Origin of the sequence: Micromonospora echinofusca (assembly GCF_900091445.1) — a bacterium.
GTDB lineage: Bacteria > Actinomycetota > Actinomycetes > Mycobacteriales > Micromonosporaceae > Micromonospora > Micromonospora echinofusca.
Map to the genome: position 1 here is coordinate 3,516,693 of NZ_LT607733.1, position 15,401 is coordinate 3,532,093.

Sequence of the window (15,401 nt, forward strand, 5' to 3'; positions counted from 1 at the left end):
GTCAGGCCGTCCTCTCCAGCACCACCACGCAGCGGTCGGGTACGCAGAGGCTGCCCCCCGCCTCGACCACGGTGGTCTTCTCCGGTTCCGGTTCCGCGGTGCTGATCACCACCTCCCAGCGCTGCCCGAACTCGGGGCCGGGGACGGTGAAGTCCAGCGGCGCGTCGTGGGCGTTGAAGCAGAGCAGGAAGGAGGCGTCCACGTGCCGCTGGCCGTACGGGCCGCGCTCGCGGATGCCCTCGCCGTTGACGAAGAGCGCGACGGCGCGGCCGAAGTCGTTGCCCCAGTCCTCGCCGGTCATCTCCCGCCCGTCGGGGGTGTACCAGGCCAGGTCCGGCAGGGGCTCGTCGACCAGCCGGGAGCGCACCGGCAGGCCGGTGAAGAAGCGCCGCCGGCGGAACACCTGGTGGCGGCGGCGGAAGTCGACCAGCTTGCGGGTGAACTCCAGCAGCTCGGTGTCGGCGTCGTCCCAGTCGATCCAGGCCAGCTCGCTGTCCTGGCAGTAGGCGTTGTTGTTGCCGCGCTGGGTGCGGCCCAGCTCGTCGCCGTGGCCGATCATCGGCACGCCCTGCGACAGCACCAGGGTGGCCAGGAAGTTGCGCCGCTGCCGGGCCCGCAGGGCGCGTACGGCCTCGTCGTCGGTGTCGCCCTCGACGCCGCAGTTCCAGGACCGGTTGTGGCTCTCGCCGTCGCGGTTGTCCTCGCCGTTGGCCTCGTTGTGCTTGTCGTTGTACGACACCAGGTCGCGCAGCGTGAACCCGTCGTGGCAGGTGACGAAGTTGATGCTGTGGAAGGGGCGGCGCCCGTCGTCCTGGTAGAGGTCGGCGGAGCCGGAGATGCGGGAGGCGAACTCGGCGAGGGTGGCCGGCTCCCCGCGCCAGAAGTCGCGCACGGTGTCGCGGTACTTGCCGTTCCACTCGGTCCACACCGGCGGGAAGTTGCCCACCTGGTAGCCGCCCGGGCCGACGTCCCACGGCTCGGCGATCAGCTTGACCTGGCTGACCACCGGGTCCTGCTGCACCACCTCGAAGAAGGTGGAGAGGCGGTCGACCTCGTAGAACTCGCGGGCCAGGGTGGCGGCGAGGTCGAAACGGAACCCGTCGACGTGCATCTCGGTCACCCAGTAGCGCAACGAATCCATGATCAGCTGGAGCGAGTGCGGGCTGCGCACGTTGAGGCTGTTGCCGGTGCCGGTGTAGTCGACGTAGTAGCGGCGGTCGTCCTCGCTGAGCCGGTAGTAGCTGGCGTTGTCGACGCCCTTGAAGCTCAGCGTCGGGCCAAGGTGGTTGCCCTCGGCGGTGTGGTTGTAGACCACGTCGAGGATGACCTCGATGCCGGCGGCGTGCAGCGCCTTGACCATCCCCCGGAACTCCTGCACCTGCTGGCCGAGGTGCCCGAGCGCCGAGTAGCCGTGGTGCGGGGCGAAGAAGCCGATGGTGTTGTAGCCCCAGTAGTTGCGCAGCCCCAGGTCGGTCAGCCGGTGGTCGTGCACGAACTGGTGCACCGGCATCAGCTCGACGGCGGTCACGCCGAGCTTCGTCAGGTATTCGATCATCGGCGGCGAGGCGAGGCCCGCGTACGTGCCGCGCAGCTCGTCGGGGATGTCCGGGTGGCGCATCGTCAGGCCGCGCACGTGCGCCTCGTAGATCACCGAGTGGTGGTAGGGGATGCGCGGCGGCGAGTCGTTGCCCCAGTCGAAGTACGGGTTCACCACCACCGACTTCGGCATGAACGGCGCCGAGTCGGTCGTGTTCATCCGCTCCGGGTCGCCGTGTTCGTAGTCGTAGACGGCCGGGTCCCACCGCACGTCGCCGTCGACCGCCTTGGCGTACGGGTCGAGCAGCAGCTTGGCCGGGTTGCAGCGCAGCCCGTTCGCCGGGTCGTACGGGCCGTGCACCCGGTAGCCGTAGCGCTGCCCCGGCTCGATGCCGGGGATGTACGCGTGCCAGACGTACGCGTCGACCTCGCGCAGCTCGACGCGCCGCTCCGCCCCGGTGTCCCACTCGTCGAACAGGCACAGCTCGACCCGCTCGGCCACCTCGGAGAAGATGGCGAAGTTGGTGCCCATCCCGTCGTAGGTGGCCCCGAGGGGGTACCGCTCACCCGGCCAGACCTGCATGTCGCTCCTTCGCGAGATCATGAGCGCGCACCGCACCATGAGCGCACCACACGACGGGGGCCGGCGGCGCGTGTGCGCGGGTATTGCCCCGCGCGTTCCGCCGCCAATCCAACCGATCGGTCGATGACCGGAATCCACCCGACTGACACGACCCGGGACTTTCAGGTGTCCTCCGTCACCTTGGCCCCTTTCGAGATGCGGGATCGGCCCGGATGCCTTTTGCTTGTCGCGGGGCGCGCCCGCGCGTCTCCAGTCGGCCCTTCGGCCACCCCCACCACTGTTTCGCCGCCACCGCCGTCGGCGCGTTCCACCATGCATGGACGGAGATTGATGTGACGACCCTGCGGGTCGAGCAGTCCACCACCACCCCGGGTCGGGTCCACCGGCCCACCCTCACCTCCCGGCCCCAACTCCCGACGGCGGCCGGACCGGGCACTCCCCCGCAGACGCGCCGCATCCTCATGCTCTCCTGGGAGTACCCGCCGGTGCTGGTCGGCGGGCTCGGCCGGCACGTGCACGCCCTGTCGGTCGCCCTGGCCGCCGCCGGGCACGAGGTCACCGTCGTCACCCGCCACAGCGAGGGCGCACCCCTGGAGGAGTACGCCGACGGCGTACGCATCGTCCGTGCCGCCGAGGACCCGGTCACCTTCCCGCTGGCCACCAGCTCCCTGCTGGCCTGGACCATGGCGTTCAACCACACCCTCACCCGCGCCGCGCTGCGCGCCACCGAAGCCGGCTCCTACGACGTCGTCCACGCCCACGACTGGCTCGTCGCGCACACCGCGATGACCCTGCGCGAGCACCTGGACATCCCGCTGGTCAGCACGATCCACGCCACCGAGGCCGGCCGGCACCAGGGCTGGCTGCCGGAGGAGATGAACCGCACCATCCACGGCGTCGAGCACTGGCTGGCCGGCGAGTCGGGCCGGGTCATCGTCTGCTCCGGCTACATGCGCGACGAGGTCACCGGGCTGTTCGGCGTACCGGCCGGCCGGGTCGACGTGGTGCCCAACGGCGTCGAGCCGCACCGCTGGCGCGTCCCCGCCGCCGCCGTGGCGAGCGCCCGCGCCCGCTTCGCCGGGGACGGGCCGCTGGTCACCTTCGCCGGCCGGCTGGTCTACGAGAAGGGCGTGCAGCACCTGATCGCCGGGCTGCCCCGGCTGCGCGAGCGGCACCCCGGGCTGCGCGCGGTCATCGTCGGCGACGGGCCGTACCGTAGGGAACTGGAGGCTGAGGTGCACCGCCTGGGCCTCGGTGACACGGTCAGCCTCCCGGGCTTCCTCGGGGGCACCGACCTGCCCGCCGTGATGGCCGCCTCGGACTGCTTCGCCGTGCCGAGCATCTACGAGCCGTTCGGCATGGTGGCCCTCGAGGGCGCCGCCGCCGGCGCGCCCCTGGCCGTCGCCGCGACCGGTGGGCTCGCCGAGATCGTCGAGCCCGGGGTGACCGGGATGACCTTCAAGCCGCACGACCCGGACGGGCTGACCGACGCCGTCGACGCGCTGCTGTCGGACCGGGACCGGGCCCGCCAGCTCGCCCGCCGGGCCCGCGTCATGGTGCACGAGCGCTACGGCTGGTCGGCCATCGCGCAGCGCACGGCCGCGGCCTACGCGGCGGCGATCGCCACCTCCGGATCGTTCGCCGCCGAGCGGGTCACCCGGGGCCGCGCCGTGCCGTCGGTCGCCGAGGGCAACCTACTGGCCGCCGCCGGCCTGCGCTGACTGCCGACGCGGACCCCTGTCGATCCGGGGTCCGCGCCGCCGGGCCCGACAACACGACGAAGGCCGCCGACCCGTACGGGTCGGCGGCCTTCGTCGTCGGTACGGCCGGGGCTCAGCGCTCCGAGAACGGGGCGTACGCGCGCTCGGGGGCGCCGGTGTAGATCTGCCGCGGGCGACCGATCTTGGTCTCCGGGTCGTTGATCATCTCGCGCCACTGCGCGATCCAGCCGGGGAGCCGGCCCAGCGCGAAGAGCACCGTGAACATCTTGGTCGGGAAGCCCATGGCCTTGTAGATCAGGCCGGTGTAGAAGTCCACGTTCGGGTAGAGCTTGCGGGAGACGAAGAACTCGTCGGCGAGGGCGATCTCCTCCAGCTGCACGGCGATGTCCAGCAGCGGATCCGGCTTCGCCATCCGGCCGAGCACGTCCTGGGCCGCCTTCTTCACGATGGCCGCGCGCGGGTCGTAGTTCTTGTAGACCCGGTGGCCGAAGCCCATCAGCTTCACGCCGTCCTGCTTGTCCTTGACCTTGCGGACGAAGGACGCGACGTCGCCGCCGTCGGCCTGGATCTTCTCCAGCATCTCCAGCACGGCCTGGTTGGCGCCGCCGTGCAGCGGGCCGAAGAGCGCGTTCACGCCGGCCGAGACCGAGGCGAAGAGGTTGGCGTTGCTGGAGCCGACCAGCCGCACGGTCGAGGTGGAGCAGTTCTGCTCGTGGTCGGCGTGCAGGATGAACAGCATGTCCAGCACCTTGGCCATCACCGGGTCGACCTCGTACGGCTCCGCCGGCACGCCGAAGGTCATCCGCAGGAAGTTCTCCACGTAGCCCAGCGAGTTGTCCGGGTACAGCAGCGGCTGCCCGATCGACTTCTTGTAGGCGTACGAGGCGATGGTGGGCACCTTCGCCATCAGCCGCACCGTGGACATCTCGACGTGCGAGGAGTCGAAGGGGTCCAGGCTGTCCTGGTAGAAGGTGGAGATGGCGCTGACGGCCGAGGAGAGCACGGCCATCGGGTGCGCGTCGCGCGGGAAGCCGTCGAAGAAGCGGCGCATCTCCTCGTGCAGCAGCGAGTGCCGGCGGATGCGCTCGGTGAAGTCCGTCAGCTGCTGCTGGGTCGGCAGGTCACCGTAGATCAGCAGGTAGGAGACCTCCAGGAAGGAGGACTTCTCCGCGAGCTGCTCGATCGGGTAACCCCGGTACCGCAGGATCCCCGCGTCACCGTCGATGTAGGTGATGGCGGACGAGCAGGCCGCGGTGTTGACGAAACCGGGGTCGTACGTCGTCATCCCGGTTTCCTTCAGCAGCTTGCCCACCCCGATGCCGGCGGGGCCCTCGACCGCGGATTGCACCGGCATCGAAAGCTGCCCACCGGGGTGATCGAGCTTGACTTCCGTCATGTTTCCCTCGCTTCGCCGGCAGATCTGCGTTGAATTGCCTTCGCTTTTACCGTAATCACGGTCGAGGTGACACCGCCCGTCGTGGTTCGACGGTGAGGCATGCGTCACGCGTTTCCCGACCAGCGAGCCGAGAAACCCGCTCATTCCGGACGCACAACCGTCAACCAACCCCACCCCACCGCCCCGCGCCACGCAGCGCCACGCAGCGCCACGCAGCGCCACGCACATTGATCATGAGGTTAGCGCCTACGGAAAGCGCGTTCCAGGGCAACAACCTCATGATCGACCCTGGGGAGGTGCGGGAGGACGGCGCGGGCGAGCCGGAGCGCGGCAGCGCGGCAGCGCCGGGACGCCGGGACGCGGGGCGCCGGAGCGCGGGCTGGGTGGGGCAGGTGGGGCTGGGGTGGGTGGGTGGGTGGGGTCAGGTGAGGGTCAGGCGGAGGAGGGTGTCGTCGCCGGTGACGCGGTAGACGGCGAGGCGGTTGGCGCCCGCGCGGAAGAGACGGTCGTCGGCGAGCAGGGCGGCGAACCGGCGTCCGCCGGCGTCGCGGGGGACCACGGGGACGACCGCGCCGATCCGGCCGTTGACGGCGATCGCCAGGGGCGTGCCGTCGGGTACCTCGTCCGGCACGTCGCCCCAGACGGCGGCCGGCAGCCGCCCGGTGTCCGGGTCCACCGCGTCGTACGCGGCCAGGTCGGCGACCTCAGCGGTGCCGCCCGCCGGGCGGTCGCCGACGGCGGTGCCCACCAGCGGGTGGGGCGCGGGTGGCGGGAGTGGGGCCGGTACGCCGCCGGCCACGGGGGTCGGCTGGCCGGGACGGTCGTAGAAGACCTTGCCCGCCTCCGTACGCGGGGCCTGCCGGGCGGAGCGGCCGTCGACCGGCCACGGGAGCCGGATGGCCGCCTCGTCGGCGATGGTGGGCAGCAGGTCCACGTGCTGCCAGTTCCGGTCGTCGACGCGCCCGGCGCGCTGGCCGGGGGTCTTGACGAAGGTCGGCACCCAGGCGACCTCGGCGGGGGCGGTCCGGATGGCGTCCATGCCCCGGCCCTGGGCGCCCGGCGTGAAGCTGACGCCGTGATCCGCGGTCACCACCAGCAGGGCCTGGTCGTAGAGGCCGGTGGAGCGCAGGGTACGCAGGGTCTGGCCGATCAGCCGGTCGGTGTAGCCGAGCTGCGCCAGGTGCCGCCCGCGGGCCAGTTCCACCCAGCCGGCGCCGTCGTTCGGCAGGTCCTCCGGGGCGTCGTAGCGCGCCCCCGACGGCAGGTACACCCACGGCGAGTGCGGCATCAGCAGGTGCAGGAAGTGCAGGGTGGGCCGGGCCGCCGGCCGCAGCCCGGCGAGGAAGCTGGCGAAGCGGGCCGGCTGGTTGTCGTCCAGGCTGTCCCAGCGGAACTTCGGGTCCGCCGGCACCGGCTCGGCGGCGTCGATGCCCGCCTCCGCGGCGGTAGGTTCGCGGTACGAGTCCTCCGGGTCCACCCGACTGTCGACCGGCGCGGTGATCTGGCGCAGCAACCCGCCGGCCTGCCGGACGAGCACGCCCAGCCCCTGTTCCGGGTCGACCGGCTGCTCGCAGCGGCTGGGCGGGCAGAGCCGGGTGATGCTCTCCTCGGCGCGCACGTCGTACAGGCCGCCGAAGGCGGTGAAGAGGTTGTCCGGGTGCTGCGAGTAGTGCGGTGCCACCGCGCGCTGCGGGTAGCGGCCGGTGAGCATCGCCGGCAACGCGTAGGGCGTCCAGCCGCTGACGCCCGTGGCGTTGCGGTACCAGGTGGAGCCGCCGGCCAGCTCCGCGAAGTGCGGGAACCGGGCGGCGTCGATCCGCCCGTCGGGGCCGAGCAGGGACACCAGGGGCAGCTCGTCGAGGACCAGCACGACCACCGGCGGGTGGTGGCCGGGCCCGGCCACCCCGGCGGCGCCGCCCTCGCCCCGGGGCAGCACCACCGTGGAGGTGGGCGAGGCGAACACGAACAGCCCCACGAACAGCAGCGGCCCGGCCGCGGCCAGCCGCAGTGCCCGGCCGGGCGCGCGCCACCGCCGGTGCGCGGCGGCCCCGGCGGCCCCGGCCACCGCGGCGAGCAGCAGCAGCGGTACGCCCCGCAGCGGCGTGCCGTGCCGGCCGACCTGCACGGTCAGCGCGGCGAGCAGCAGGCCGACCAGCAGGGTGTGGCTCGCCGAGCGGGCGGCGCGCCCGGCCAGCCGGGACAGTGCGCCGAGCAGCGCCAAAGCGGCGGTGGGCACCAGCGCGACCAGTGCCACCAGCAGCAGGATCTCCCGGCGCTCGGCGCGGTGGAACAGGAAGAAGTCGGGGCTGCGCCCGAGGACGTCCAGCAGCGGCTGGGTGACCACGAGCCCGACCAGCCCCGCCACCTCGGCCAGCCGGCCCAGCTCCGTACGCCAGCCGCCCGGCAGGGACGGCTCGGACAGCGACGACTCACCTACCTGGTCGGGCCGGACGGTGGGGGCGGCTCGGCCGGCGGGGTCGGGTGCCGGGGACGCGGCGGACGTGGCGGGGGTCGGCTCAGCCACCCACGACCGCCGCGTAGAGCGTCCGGGTGCCCGAGGGCAGGTCGAGTCGTCGCGTGATCCGGCAGCGCGCGGCGAGCAACCGCTCGAACTCGGCCGGCCGGTAGTCGGGGAAGAGCCCCTCGGGCTTGTTGGCCAGCAGCCGCCGGGCCATCGGGTCCCCGGGGTGGACGAACTCCACCACCAGGCGGGCGCCGGGGGCGGCGAGCCCGACCAGCCAGTCCAGCACCTCGGGCAGCGGTACGTTGCGCCCGATCGCCAGGTGGTGCACGACGGCCAGGGCGAGGATCGCGTCGGCGTCGGCCCGGTCGGCGAACGAGGCCCGCTCGACGCCGCGCCAGCCGCCGCCGGGCGACGGGTCGGCGAGGTCCATCACCAGGGGCAGGATCCGCCGCTCCCCCGCCGCGCGCAGGTCCCGGTAGAGCCCGTCCACCACGCCTGGGTCCTGCTCGACGGCGACGACGTAGTCGGCGTGCCGGGCGGCGAGGCGGGCGTACCGGCCGTCGTTGGCGCCCAGGTCCAGCGCCAGTCGGGGCCGTGGCCCGGCGGCCAGCGCATCGGTGACGAAGCGTTCCTTCGCCGCCCGGTCGTCGGCCGTGTACGCGCAGGTGCGCTGGTAGTCCACCCAGTGGCTGGCCGCCGGGCGGGGCTCCAGCCGCCGGACGAGCTTCTCGATCCCCCGTACGGTGGCCAGCGCCAGCTCACGGGAGTAGCCGGCCGCCCGCAGCTGGGAGCGGACGTCGGTGGTGCTGGCCCGGGCGTTGTGCCGCTGCATCGCGTCGTGCAGGTGCACGTGGGTGGGCACGCCGGGCAGCAGCCGCCGGGCGCCGCCGAACAGCCGGCGCATCTGGTCGGGCTCGATGCCGTCGACCCGGGCGCGCAGCCACGGCTGGAAGTCCAGCCCGAGGTGGGCGCCGAGCAGCAGCGGGTAGAGCAGCGTCTGGCAGAACTGCCGGTACCCGGCCCAGGGCTCACCCTCGCGCGCCGGGGTGAACGAGCCGACGTCGATGAACACCGGTTCCACGCCGCGCCACTGGAGGTTGTATGCCGAGCCGTCCTTCGTGGTGAACCCGGCCGGCAGGGCGGCGCGCAGGATCTCCAGGTGCAGCAGCGCGGCGTCGCGCAGCATGGCGAAGGACCACTCGTACGGGTGGGAGACGAACGGGATGCGCTCGTGGCGCAGGACGGCGGCCCACCGGTCGACCGACGGCACGGCCGGCGACTCGACCGCCTCGGTGCCGCACACCTTGCCGGCGGCGATCAGCGGCGGGAAGAACGCGCTGGCGCTCAACGCGCGCCACTCGCCGGCGGCCTGCTCGTCGAGCCCACGCAGCACGTCGCCGTCGAGGTGGAAGACCCGGTTGGCGGGGTCGCGGAAGGAACCTGGCTCGGCGTGCAGGCCGGTGCGGGAGTTCGCCATGGGCCGGGGTCAGCGCTGGTCGGTGGGCTGACGGCGGAACCGGTCGACCAGTCGCCGCCAGTAGAGCTTGGCCGCCACCGCGGCGCCGGCCACCCCGCCGACCACCGCCTGCACGATCAGGCTGCCGGACCCCGCGTCCAGGTAGGCCAGGTGTTCCACCGACCGCTCCTTCCCTCGCGTCTCGAGATCGGCGTACGCGGACAGCCCCCCTTGGGGGATTTGCCCGGAAAGCCGGAGTTGTCTGACACGCTACGCCGATCGTCCGGCTCGTGCGGCCACACCCGGCACTCCGCCCGGCGTCCGTTTCGTTCAAGACCACCGCCGCCGGCGGCCCTACCGTGGGGCCATGACACCGCCGCTCGACCTCATCGGCCTGGTCAGCACCGACCTGCCCCGCTCCCTCGCCTTCTACCGGCGGCTGGGCCTCGACATCCCGGCCGACGCCGAGGCCGACCCGCACGTGGAGATCACCCTGCCCGGCGGCCTGCGGCTGGCCTGGGACACCGCCGAGACCGTCCGCTCCTTCGACCCCGGCTGGCGGCCGGGCGGTGGTGGCGGGGCCAGCCCCGCCTTCCGGTGCGCCGATCCGGCCGAGGTCGACCGGCTCTACGCGGACCTGGTCGCCGAGGGGCACGAGGGCCACCTGCCCCCGTGGGACGCCTACTGGGGCCAGCGGTACGCGGTGGTGCTCGACCCCGACGGCAACGGCGTGGACCTGTTCGCCCCGCTCCCTGAGGCCTGAGCCGGGATCCCGCCCCGCGCGGCCGGCTCACGCCCTGCTCAGCGAGGCAGCAGGGCGGTCGGCGGCACCCCGGCCAGGTCCCGTACGTCCCGGGTGAGATGGGCCTGGTCGGCATAGCCACAGCGGGCCGCCACCTCGGCCAGCGGCATGCCGGCGCGGGCCAGCGCCAGCGCCCGCCCCATCCGCAGGATCCGGGCCAGGGTCTTCGGGCCGTACCCGAACAGGTCCCGGCACCGGCGGTGCAGCCTGCGCGGATCGAGGCCGGTGGCGGCGGCGGTCGCGGTCACGGTGGCGCCGGCGGCCAGCGCGGCGGCGACCCGGGCCCCGAGCGGATCGGGCCCGCCGGCCGCGCCCAGCCGCCGTACGGCGATCTCCGTCAGCGCGGCGGCCGGGGCGGCCTCCACCCGCCGGGCCAGCCGGGCGGCCTCCCGCTCGCCCCACATGTCGGCCAGGGCGACCCTGCGGTCGCGCAGCTCGACGGCCGGTACGCCGAGCACGGCGGGCCCGGTGCCCGGCGGGAACCGCAGCCCCACCCAGCGCTCCGCCGGCCCGCCACCGCTGAGGTGTGCCCTGCGGTCCGGCCCGGCCACCAGCAGCCCGACGCGGCTCGACCAGAGCAGGTCGACGCAGCCGTCGGGGAGCACCCGGGTCGGGGCGGCGCCCGCCGTCGTGGCGCTGGTCCAGAGCACCGCGCCGGCGAACCCGGCCGGACGTTCCCGGTACATGCCGCCCAGCCTGCCACGGCCGGGCTAGCCTCCGGGTGTGCGATGGTCGGTGCTGGACGCTCCCCTCGACTCCTCCGGACGCGGCCGGGCGAGCACCGGGCGCCCGCCGCGCTGCGGTCCGCCGGGCTGCTGGGTTGGCTGGGCGTGGCCGACGCCGGCGCGGTCGACGCCCTGATCAGCGACCCGGTACGGGATCCGGAGACCGGGGTGATCGGCGTCGACCAGCTGCGCCGCGCCGCCCGGGCGATCGCCGTACGGGTGACGACGCTGATCGGCACCGGGCGGCACCCGTTGGTGCTCGGCGGCGACTGCGCGATCCTGCCGGGCATCCTCCAGGGGCTTCCCGCCGGCTTGGACCTGTGGTTCCTCGACGCCCACCTCGACTTCGAGGACGGCCGCACCTCGCCCACCGGCGAGGCGGCCGACATGGACCTGTCGATCGTCACCGACCACGGCCCGGCGGGGGTCCTCGACCGGGAGGGGCCGCTGGTCGATCCCGACCAGGTGCACGTGCTCGGCCACCGGCCGCTCGACCGGGCCACGGACGGCAGGGAGGCCTCCCGGATCGACCCGGCCGTGCACCTGGTGCCGGCCACCCGGCTGCGCGGCGCCGACGCGGCGCAGACGGGCCGGGACCTCGCCGTCGGTACGACGCCGGCCTGGCTGCACCTCGACCTCGACGTGCTCGACCCGCTCGTGCTCCCGGCGGTCAGCTACCCGGAGCCCGACGGCCTGGACTGGGCCGACCTGATCGCGCTGGCCCGACCCCTGGTGCGCTCGGGTCGGCTGATCGGGATGAGCGTCACCGACTTCAACGCCGACGAGGACCCGGACGGGCGGCACGCGGAACGCGTCGGGAAGGCCCTCGCCGAGCTGCTGGCCGACTGAACGCGCCCGTCGGTCGCCGCGGGTGGCGGCCGGCTGTGGCGCCCCGGACGCGACCGACACGGAACTCCGGGACGCGGGCGAGCAGCACGGCGACGGACCCGGGGACGGGTGGGCGCGATCAGGCGTCGGTGGTGACGCCCGGCAGCCGGACGGTGAACACCGTACGTCCCGGCCGGCTGTCCAGCTCGACCGAGCCGTGGTGGGCCTCCACCACGGCGGCCACGATCGCGAGCCCCAGGCCCGTGCTGCCGTGCGCCCGGGACCGGGAGCTGTCGCCCCGGGAGAAGCGTTCGAACACCTCGGCCCGCAGCGCCGGCGGCACCCCGGGCCCGTCGTCGGCGACGTCGAGCACGGCGGCGTCGCCGGCCACCCGCAGGGTGGTGGTGACCGTGGTGCCGGGCGGGGTGTGCACGCGGGCGTTGGCCAGCAGGTTCGCCAGCACCTGGTGCAGCCGGGCCGGGTCGCCGGGGACCCGGACGACCACGTCCGGCAGGTCGAGGCGCCAGCGGTGCTCCGGCCCCGCCACGTGCGCGTCGCCGACCGCGTCCACCGCCAGGGCGGACAGGTCCACCGGCTCGACCGCGAGGGGGCGGCCCGAGTCGAGCCGGGCCAGCAGCAGCAGGTCGTCCACGAGGCTGGTCATCCGGGCGCTCTCGGACTCGACCCGGCGCAGCGCGTGGGCCACGTCGGGCGGCACCTCGTCCCGGCCCCGCCGGGCGACCTCGGCGTACCCCCGGATGGCCGCCAGCGGGGTGCGCAGCTCGTGGCTGGCGTCGGCGACGAACTGGCGTACCCGGGTCTCGCTGGCCTGGCGGGCGGCGAGCGCGGCGCCGACGTGCCCCAGCATCCGGTTGAGCGCCGCGCCCACCTGCCCGACCTCGGTGCGCGGATCGGTGTCGGCTGCCGGGACCCGCACCGACAGCGCCACCTCGCCGCGGTCCAGGGGCAGCTCGCTGACCCGGCCGGCGGTGGCGGCGACCCGGCGCAGCGGGCGCAGGGTCGCCCGCACGATCAGGGCACCGGCCCCGCCGGCGACCAGCAGCCCTGCGGTGGCCACGCCGGCCTGCGCGACGACCAGCCACCACACGGTCTCCGACACGCCCGACAGGGGCAGACCCAGCACCCGCACGGTCCCGCCCGGAAGTTGGCGTGCCACCACCCGGTAGTCGCCGCGCCCGCCCAGCTCACGGGTGCGGGGCCGGCCGTCCGTGGGCAGGTCCGCGAGCTCGGCCAGGTCCTTGGCGGGGACGGCCTGTTCCTCCCGGCCCGCCAGGATCCAGGCCCGCACGACCCGGCCGTCGACCACCTCGGCGGCGAGGGTCCCCGGCGGCAGGCCCCGGGGAATCCGCGCGTCCGGCCCGCCGGTGCCGCCGCGCGGCCACTCGACGGGCGCCGGCCCGCCCCACCCGGGGGCGGCGCGCATCGGCGCCAACTGCTCGTCCACCCGGTCGATCAGGAAATGTCGCAACGCGACCGTGGTGATCCCGCCGATGGCGACGCTGACCAGGGCCAGCAGGGCGACCAGGATGAGCACCAGGCGGGTCCGCAGCGACAGCCCGGCCAGCCAGCCGGCGGGGCGCTCACTGCGCCGGTCGAAGGACATACCCCGCGCCGCGCAGCGTGTGGATCATCGGCTTGCGGCCCGCGTCGATCTTCTTCCGCAGGTACGAGATGTACAGCTCCACCACGTTGGCCTGACCGCCGAAGTCGTAGTGCCAGACCCGGTCGAGGATCTGCGCCTTGCTGAGCACCCGGCGCGGGTTGCGCATCAGGTAACGCAGCAGCTCGAACTCGGTGGCGGTGAGCGTGATGGGGCAGCCGTCGCGGGACACCTCGTGGCTGTCCTCGTCGAGGCTGAGGTCGCCGACGGTGAGCACGGCGTCCGGGCGGGTGGCGACGGCGAACCCCGAGCGGCGCAGCAGCGCGCGCAGGCGGGCGACGACCTCCTCCAGGCTGAACGGCTTGGTGACGTAGTCGTCGCCGCCGACGGTCAGCCCGGCGATCCGTTCCTCCACCGCGTCCCGGGCGGTCAGGAAGAGCACCGGCACCGTGGGGGCCTGCTCGCGCAGCCGGCGCAGCACCTGGAAGCCGTCCAGGTCGGGCAGCATCACGTCGAGCACCACGGCGTCCGGCTGGAACTGCCGCGCCGCGTTCAGCGCCGACGTGCCGTCGCCCGCCGTGCGCACCCGCCAACCCTCGTAGCGCAGCGCCATCGACAGCAGGTCGGCCAGGGTCGGCTCGTCGTCGACCACCAGCACCCGCACCGGTTCCCCGTCGGGGCGGCGCAGCTCCACGCGGCCCGCTCCGGCCCGCCCATCCGTCACCATGGCCCCCATCGTGCGCCGGCCCGCTGGGCCCGACTTGTGCGCCACCTGTGTCCCACCTGTGCGTCGCCCCGGCCCGCTCACCGTCGGGCGGCCAGGTGCCCGACGCGCGTACTCACTCGGTCATGCCGACCGGGTAGGTGTGCACGAAGCGCATCGTCCAGGTGCCGTCGCCGGCGGGATGCTCGCGCCGGTAGAGGTGGTCCGGCCCGCCACCCGGGGCCGGTCCCGCGCCGTCGGGGTGCCGCAGGATCCAGTGCGCCGGCGGCGCGCCGTCGGGCTCGGCGGGCACCGGCCGCACCAGGTCGTGGGCCGGGCCGCCGACGAAGCGTACGGTCACCTCGCTCATCCGCGCGCCCGCCTTCCCGCGTACCGCCCGACATCCGGCCCTGGCTCGCAAGCTACCGCAGCGGGAGGCGGCCCCGCCCCGAACCGACAGCGGTTTGCCCTGATCGGAGCCCGGGTACCGCAGCGTTGGCGCCCCGTCGCGGGACGGGCCACGAGCGACAGGGAGCAGTCGATGAGAACGCTGGACGGGCGATACCGGCTCGAACAGCGCATCGGCATCGGCGGCATGTCGGAGGTCTGGCGGGCCCACGACGCGGTGCTGGACCGGCCGGTCGCGGTGAAGGTCATGTCCCCCGGGCAGGAGGGCCAGGACACGTCGGTGGAACGGATCCGCGCGGAGGCCCGCTCCGCCGCCCGGCTGGTGCACCCGAACGTGGCGTCCGTGCACGACTTCGGCACCTGCGGGACCGGCCCCGAGGGCCAGGTGCCCTACATCGTCATGGAACTGGCCGAGGGCGAGACGCTGGCCGCGCACCTGCGGGCCGGGCCGCTCGACTGGCGCATCGCCGTACGGGTCTGCGCCGAGGTGAGCGCCGCGCTGGCCGCCGCCCACGCGCACGGCATCGTGCACCGTGACGTCAAGCCGGCCAACGTGATCCTGACCCCGGCCGGCGTGAAGGTGCTCGACTTCGGCATCGCCACCCCCTCCGGCACCCCCGACCGGTCCCCGGAGGGGATGGTGGTCGGCACGCCGGCCTACCTCGCCCCGGAGCAGCTGGAACGGGCACCCGCCACACCCGCCGCCGACATGTACGCCCTCGGCGTCCTGCTCTACTACTGCCTGACCGGCCGGCTGCCGTACCAGGCGGGCACCACGACCCAGCTGCTCGGCGCCCGGCGGCGGCAACCGCCGCAGCCGCTGCCGGAGATCGAGGGGCTGCCGCCGGAGGTGGCCGACCTGTGCGCGTCCTGCCTGGCCGACGACCCGGCGGAGCGACCGTCGAGCCTGATGGCGGCGCTGCTGCTCGCCGAGGCGGTGGACGCCCGGGTGTACGTGCCGCTGCTTCAGTCGGCCGTACCGCGCCAGCGTATCGGGACGATGTCGCCGTGGACGGAGCGGGCGGCGGCCGAGGTGACCGAGGCGGCCCCCCTGCCCGACTGGTCCACCCAGGCCGGCTGAGCCCCTCCCCGGCCTTCCCGCCGGGCGCCTGCGGTTTCACGGCCCGGGGGCCGGGTAGCCGGGCGGCTGAGCGACGG

At 74.3% G+C, this 15,401-nt stretch carries 13 protein-coding genes; 4 read left to right on the forward strand and 9 right to left on the reverse strand.

From position 1 onward, the window contains the following. Position 1: 1 nt before the first annotated feature. Positions 2-2,119, reverse strand: a complete 2,118-nt coding sequence (gene glgX, locus GA0070610_RS15400; protein WP_089000674.1) for a glycogen debranching protein GlgX — start codon at positions 2,117-2,119, stop codon at positions 2-4. A gap of 332 nt (positions 2,120-2,451) precedes the next feature. Here glgX and GA0070610_RS15405 point away from each other — a divergent pair, with 332 nt between their 5' ends. Beyond that, entirely contained in the window at positions 2,452-3,840 is a 1,389-nt protein-coding gene (locus tag GA0070610_RS15405) for a glycosyltransferase family 4 protein (protein ID WP_089000675.1), read from the forward strand. 112 nt (positions 3,841-3,952) lie between these two features. Here the strand turns inward: GA0070610_RS15405 and GA0070610_RS15410 are convergent, their stop codons facing one another. The 4 genes from GA0070610_RS15410 to GA0070610_RS30905 all read right to left on the reverse strand — a co-directional run bounded on the left by GA0070610_RS15410 (position 3,953) and on the right by GA0070610_RS30905 (position 9,336). After that, entirely contained in the window at positions 3,953-5,236 is a 1,284-nt protein-coding gene (locus GA0070610_RS15410; protein WP_089000676.1) for a citrate synthase, read from the reverse strand. A 421-nt stretch (positions 5,237-5,657) separates the two neighbouring features. After that, positions 5,658-7,760, reverse strand: coding sequence for a sulfatase-like hydrolase/transferase (locus tag GA0070610_RS15420; RefSeq protein WP_392567253.1), 2,103 nt, complete (start codon positions 7,758-7,760; stop codon positions 5,658-5,660). Beyond that, a complete protein-coding gene (locus GA0070610_RS15425; protein ID WP_089000678.1) occupies positions 7,753-9,177 on the reverse strand; it encodes a methyltransferase in 1,425 nt (474 codons plus the stop codon). Before GA0070610_RS15425 ends, GA0070610_RS15420 begins: the two co-directional genes overlap by 8 nt. 9 nt (positions 9,178-9,186) lie before the next feature. After that, the gene (locus GA0070610_RS30905) at positions 9,187-9,336 is read right to left on the reverse strand and encodes a hypothetical protein (protein ID WP_165947858.1); all 150 of its coding nucleotides are present in this window, start codon (positions 9,334-9,336) and stop codon (positions 9,187-9,189) included. 187 nt (positions 9,337-9,523) lie between these two features. Here GA0070610_RS30905 and GA0070610_RS15430 point away from each other — a divergent pair, with 187 nt between their 5' ends. Beyond that, on the forward strand, positions 9,524-9,919 hold the full coding sequence (locus GA0070610_RS15430; RefSeq protein ID WP_089000679.1) for a VOC family protein: 396 nt from the start codon (positions 9,524-9,526) through the stop codon (positions 9,917-9,919). 38 nt (positions 9,920-9,957) lie between these two features. Here the strand turns inward: GA0070610_RS15430 and GA0070610_RS15435 are convergent, their stop codons facing one another. Then, on the reverse strand, positions 9,958-10,644 hold the full coding sequence (locus GA0070610_RS15435) for a helix-turn-helix transcriptional regulator (protein ID WP_089000680.1): 687 nt from the start codon (positions 10,642-10,644) through the stop codon (positions 9,958-9,960). A gap of 42 nt (positions 10,645-10,686) precedes the next feature. Here GA0070610_RS15435 and GA0070610_RS15440 point away from each other — a divergent pair, with 42 nt between their 5' ends. Next, positions 10,687-11,532, forward strand: a complete 846-nt coding sequence (locus tag GA0070610_RS15440; protein ID WP_089000681.1) for an arginase family protein — start codon at positions 10,687-10,689, stop codon at positions 11,530-11,532. A gap of 118 nt (positions 11,533-11,650) precedes the next feature. Here GA0070610_RS15440 and GA0070610_RS15445 read toward each other — a convergent pair whose 3' ends face one another. The 3 genes from GA0070610_RS15445 to GA0070610_RS15455 all read right to left on the reverse strand — a co-directional run bounded on the left by GA0070610_RS15445 (position 11,651) and on the right by GA0070610_RS15455 (position 14,205). Beyond that, entirely contained in the window at positions 11,651-13,096 is a 1,446-nt protein-coding gene (locus GA0070610_RS15445; protein ID WP_269458883.1) for a sensor histidine kinase, read from the reverse strand. 16 nt (positions 13,097-13,112) lie between these two features. Next, positions 13,113-13,859: a response regulator transcription factor gene (locus tag GA0070610_RS15450; RefSeq protein ID WP_089000683.1), complete on the reverse strand. Its 747-nt coding sequence runs from the start codon at positions 13,857-13,859 to the stop codon at positions 13,113-13,115. A gap of 112 nt (positions 13,860-13,971) precedes the next feature. Continuing rightward, positions 13,972-14,205, reverse strand: coding sequence for a hypothetical protein (locus tag GA0070610_RS15455; protein ID WP_089000684.1), 234 nt, complete (start codon positions 14,203-14,205; stop codon positions 13,972-13,974). Positions 14,206-14,376: 171 nt separating this feature from the next. Here GA0070610_RS15455 and GA0070610_RS15460 point away from each other — a divergent pair, with 171 nt between their 5' ends. Next, the gene (locus tag GA0070610_RS15460; protein ID WP_089000685.1) at positions 14,377-15,324 is read left to right on the forward strand and encodes a serine/threonine-protein kinase; all 948 of its coding nucleotides are present in this window, start codon (positions 14,377-14,379) and stop codon (positions 15,322-15,324) included. The last annotated feature ends 77 nt before the right edge of the window (positions 15,325-15,401 follow it).

Excerpts from the sequence above, each read along its gene's own strand:
- glgX (WP_089000674.1), bottom strand. The coding sequence starts at position 2,119 with ATGCAGGTCTGGCCGGGTGAGCGGTACCCCCTCGGGGCCACCTACGAC.
- GA0070610_RS15410 (WP_089000676.1), bottom strand. The coding sequence starts at position 5,236 with ATGACGGAAGTCAAGCTCGATCACCCCGGTGGGCAGCTTTCGATGCCG.
- GA0070610_RS15425 (WP_089000678.1), bottom strand. The coding sequence starts at position 9,177 with ATGGCGAACTCCCGCACCGGCCTGCACGCCGAGCCAGGTTCCTTCCGC.
- GA0070610_RS15430 (WP_089000679.1), top strand. The coding sequence starts at position 9,524 with ATGACACCGCCGCTCGACCTCATCGGCCTGGTCAGCACCGACCTGCCC.
- GA0070610_RS15435 (WP_089000680.1), bottom strand. The coding sequence starts at position 10,644 with ATGTACCGGGAACGTCCGGCCGGGTTCGCCGGCGCGGTGCTCTGGACC.
- GA0070610_RS15440 (WP_089000681.1), top strand. The coding sequence starts at position 10,687 with ATGGTCGGTGCTGGACGCTCCCCTCGACTCCTCCGGACGCGGCCGGGC.
- GA0070610_RS15450 (WP_089000683.1), bottom strand. The coding sequence starts at position 13,859 with ATGGTGACGGATGGGCGGGCCGGAGCGGGCCGCGTGGAGCTGCGCCGC.
- GA0070610_RS15455 (WP_089000684.1), bottom strand. The coding sequence starts at position 14,205 with ATGAGCGAGGTGACCGTACGCTTCGTCGGCGGCCCGGCCCACGACCTG.
- GA0070610_RS15460 (WP_089000685.1), top strand. The coding sequence starts at position 14,377 with ATGAGAACGCTGGACGGGCGATACCGGCTCGAACAGCGCATCGGCATC.